At 30.2% G+C, this 4482-nt stretch carries 4 protein-coding genes; 2 read left to right on the top strand and 2 right to left on the bottom strand.

Annotated features, from left to right (window positions below):
- The first annotated feature begins 180 nt into the window (after nt 1-180).
- Both NSA58_RS16540 and NSA58_RS16535 read left to right on the top strand, forming a co-directional pair.
- Nucleotides 181-1536, top strand: coding sequence for an alanine:cation symporter family protein (locus tag NSA58_RS16540; RefSeq protein ID WP_039681480.1), 1356 nt, complete (start codon nt 181-183; stop codon nt 1534-1536).
- Nucleotides 1537-1573: 37 nt separating this feature from the next.
- Nucleotides 1574-2866 carry a conjugated bile salt MFS transporter gene (locus tag NSA58_RS16535; protein WP_039681481.1) on the top strand — a complete coding sequence of 431 codons (1293 nt, stop codon included), beginning with the start codon at nt 1574-1576 and terminating at the stop codon, nt 2864-2866.
- Nucleotides 2867-2967: 101 nt separating this feature from the next.
- Here the strand turns inward: NSA58_RS16535 and NSA58_RS16530 are convergent, their stop codons facing one another.
- Both NSA58_RS16530 and NSA58_RS16525 read right to left on the bottom strand, forming a co-directional pair.
- Nucleotides 2968-3396 (bottom strand): MOSC domain-containing protein, encoded by a 429-nt coding sequence (locus tag NSA58_RS16530; protein ID WP_074079246.1) that lies wholly within the window; start codon nt 3394-3396, stop codon nt 2968-2970.
- 12 nt (nt 3397-3408) lie between these two features.
- The gene (locus NSA58_RS16525) at nt 3409-4428 is read right to left on the bottom strand and encodes a molybdopterin-binding protein (RefSeq protein WP_074079245.1); all 1020 of its coding nucleotides are present in this window, start codon (nt 4426-4428) and stop codon (nt 3409-3411) included.
- Between the last annotated feature and the right edge of the window lie 54 nt (nt 4429-4482).

The raw sequence follows: 4482 nt of genomic DNA, 5'->3' as shown, positions 1-4482 counted from the left end.
TTACTATTGACTTTTATAATAATTTGATAATATAATTTTCAACATAATCCTACAAAAAATTTATTACATTTCAAAATTATGTGGAAATTAAATAAAATCAAAAATTAAAATCAAAAAAATATTTTCTTAATTACCTATGATCTGGTCAAAAATTAAAATCAAAGAGTAATAGGAGATAAAATGAATTCGATTTTAACACAATTAGAACATGTAATAACAGCTATATCAGATATTGTATGGCCAATATTTCTGCCATTTATGCTTGTAGTTGGAGCATATATGTCTATAACTACAATATTTAAAATTCAACCAAAATTAACTAAACCATCGAAGCTGAAATTTAAAAACCTTATAGGACCTGCTTCAATATCTCTAGGTGCTATGGTTGGTACTGGAGCTATTATAGGAGTATTAGGTGCAATTTCTAAATTGTATAGTGCGGGACAATATAATATAGAGGCTATAGCTTTATGGGCATTAATAGGAGCATGTATAATGATACCTGTTTCTTATTCAGAAACCTTAAATTCAAAAATAATGAAAAAAGGCCCAAGAGATTATATATCAGAAATGATAAGTCCTAAATTAGGATTTTTCTATGCTATATCAATAGTTGCATTAATTGTATTCGGATTTGGAGGATTCCAATTTAGTGGTATAGATTCAGTATTTACAATAGTAACATCTAAATTTGCTGGTACTGAACTTACTTTATTACAAAGATACTTATTTATAGTAATACCTGTTATAGCTATAGTAGCATTAGTAGTTCTATCTAAAAAAGATAGTATATTTATGAATGCTATGACTTATATGATAGGAAGTGCTCTTGCTGGATACTTAGTATTCGCTATAATATTTATATTTAAAACATCTTCTTATATACCAGAGTATTTATCAGGAATGATAGAAGGAATGATGAATCCAGTCCCAATGATGCTTGGTATACCTACTGGATTAATATTAGGTATGCAAAAAGTATTGCAAACAGTTGAAACAGGCTTAGGGTGTTTAGCCATGTCTGCTCAACAATCAGATTCTGAACCAAGAGAAGCTGGGATGATATCATTAATACCAAGTATAGTAACACTATTCGTAGCTATATTTATAACATCTTATATAGCTAGTTATGGTTTAGATGTTGGTATTATAGAATATCCAGTAAATTCAATGATGAGATTAACATCTTTCTTTGATACTGCGTCACATGTTACAGGTACATTTGGCTTAATAATATTATCTTCATTTACAGTATTATCAGCAATGACTACTATATTAGGTTCATACTACTATTTAAAAAAATTATTTAAAAACAATGCTGAAAATAAAAATATAGCAATATACTTAGTAACTATAGCAGTAGCTGGTACATTAGCTGTGTTTGGAGCAAATGTGGTATTCGAAGCAGTCGATTTATTGTTATTTGTATGCTGTGGAATAAATGTAACTGCATTAGCTATATATGCATACAAAACAAATAAAGCATTAAAAGATGGTTCATTAAAATCTATTGAACAAGAAAAAACAATAGCTTAATTTTACTTAGTCTAAGCTACAAAAGGAGATGTTTAAAATGACAAACACAATAAACAAAAGAAAATTTTCACAAGGTTGGCTAATAGCAATTGCTTGTATGCTTATCCAAGCCATACCATTTGGTGTAGCATCTAATATACATCCTCAATTTTTAGGATATATAATAGAAAAAGAAGGGTTCGCATTAGGAGCAATATCAGCTATGTTCACAATAGGAACAATAATATCTGCTCTATTCTCTCCTTCTATAGGAAAATTATATAATAAGTTCTCAGCTAAATTAATATTCACAGTAGGTGCAATATTATCAGCTGGAGGAGTATTTATGTTAGGAATAGCTGGAAGCAGTTTATCGTTATTCTACTTAGGATACGGAATATCTCAAGTAGGTACTGCAGCTATTTCATCTATCGGTATACCAGTACTTATAACATCTTGGTTTGATGATAGCATAAAAGGAAAAGTATTAGGTGTAGTATTTTCTGCTAGTGGTCTAGGAAATATATTCTTACAACAATTAACAGCAAGCTGGATAGCTGCTGATGGATATCAATTAGCATATAAAAAGTTCGCTTTATTATCAATAGCAGTAGGAGTTGTGGTATCTATATTATTTATAAGAATGCCAAAGAACAAATCTGAAATGATAAGTGGTAAAAAAGATTCTAAAGAAGAAAATAAAGAAGTATCTGTTGAAGAAAATACAGGATATACATTTGCAGAAGCTAAAAGTTTAAAAGCTTACTGGATATTCGCTATAGGATTTGTATTCATAGGAATATATGTATCAGCTTTAGCTACTCAATATTCAGCATACTTAAAAGCAGAAAACTTTGATGCTGCTATGTTAGGAACTGTAGGATCAGTATTTGCTGCATGCTCTTTAGTTGGTAACTTAATAGGAGGTACATTATACGATAAATTAGGAACTGTAAAAACTACAATCATAGGATTTGCGTTAGCAATAACAGCTTGTTTATCAATAATGTTTGCACCAAAAATACCAGCTTTAGCTTACGTTTATGGAACTACTAAAGGGTTATCTGTATTTGCTTACATCTTAGCTCCATCTATGTTAGTAGGTGCTTTATTCGGTAATAAAGATTTCGGAGGAATATTAGGTATAACTCAAGTATTCTTCGCTTTAGGATTCTCTTTTGGTTCAGCAGTATTCGGAATTATAGTTGACGCAGCTGGATATACGGTTGCTTGGTCATTCATATTAGCTTCTATTTTTGTTGCTTACGGAATGTTATTAGTAGCTATAAAAGCTATGAACAAATTAAACAAAGAAAGAGGCCAAAATATAGAAATGAATAATGCTTGCTAATTTTTAGCTTATAAAAAAAGAGCGTAGATAAATTCTACGCTCTTTTTTATACCTAATAAATTTTTAATCTGTACTATCATATTAAGTCTTTTTATTTTGACTTATATCAAGTTACATTCATCTCCAACTTTTACTCTTCCACCTTTAATTACTTTTGTAAAAATACCATTCTTAGGCATTATACATTCCCCCACCTGATAGTATATCTGGCATTTATCATGACACTTTTTACCAATTTGAGTCACTTCTAATATTACATCTCCTAATTGTATTAACTGACCTATAGGAAGAGTATGAAGCTCTATTCCTTGTACAACTAAATTTTCTCCAAATTCACCAAAGTTCACATTGGCACCTTTTCTTCTAAATTCATCTATTTTATTAAATTCTAATAAGCTTACTTGTCTATGCCACTTACCTGCATGGGCATCATTTTCTATACCAAAATCTTCAATAAACTTAGCTTCACTTATTTCATTTTTTAATGTCCCTTTCTTCTCACTTATACAAATTGCTAATACTTTTCCCATGTGTCTAACCTCCTATTTACCAAATGAACAATGAGGGAATGAACAAACTCCGCAATTTAAGCACATTCCACCATTTCCATATGCTGCTATATCTTTATAAGATAATTTTTCTTCTGCTAAAACCCTTGGAAGTACTAAATCAAAAATAGTTCTTTTTGAATACATAGCACAACTTGGCACTCCAAGAATTGGTGTATCTTTGTAGTACGCTAGTAAAAACATGGCTCCAGGAAGTACTGGTGCACCGTAAGTTACAATTTCACCATTACAATCTTTTATGCCTGAAGGTGTCACATCATCAGGGTCCACCGACATTCCTCCTGTACAAATTACCATATCCACCTTATCTTCTTCTATAGCCTTAATTATGTTTGAACTTATCATTTCTTTATCATCTGGAAGAATAACTTGCTTAACAATTTCTCCACCATAATCTTCTAGCTTCTCTTTCATTACAGGTAAAAAAGCATCTTTTATTCTCCCTTTGTAAACTTCATTACCTGTTGTTATAAGTACTGCTTTTTTAGGTTTTATTTCATCTATACTTATTATTTTTTCATTAATTAATTTTTCAGCTTCTATTATTTTTTCTTCATTTATTATTAATGGGATAACTCTAGTTGCGCCTATTTTTTCTCCAACTTTAACTGGAGTATTGTTATGCATAGTTGAAACTATTATTTCTCCCAACATGTTAAGTTTTAAAAGTTCTTCTTTGTCTACTCTTAATACTCCCATTTTTTTCGCAAAGAAATCTATTTTCCCTTCTTTTATCTCTTCTGATATATAACACCCTTCACCAAGAACTAAATCTTTAATTCTTATAGCTGCATCATTTTCGTGAAGCTCACCTTCTTTTTGTTCCCAAACATATATATGTTCCTTCCCTATATCTAAAAGCTTCGGTATATCTTCTTCCTTAATTACATGACCTTTTTTAAATAATCTTCCCTTAAATTCCCCAGGAACTATTTTTGTAACATCATGAGATAAAATACAACCTACAGCATCTTCTATTTTTATTTCTTTCATACTCTGCTCTCCTAAACTCTGTCTTCATTTAAATGAATTTCACTAATATTTTTT

Source organism: Terrisporobacter muris, from assembly GCF_024621905.1.
Classification (GTDB): domain Bacteria; phylum Bacillota; class Clostridia; order Peptostreptococcales; family Peptostreptococcaceae; genus Terrisporobacter; species Terrisporobacter muris.
The sequence above is the reverse complement of the archived record's forward strand: the minus strand, read 5'-3'. Positions and strand labels throughout refer to the sequence as shown.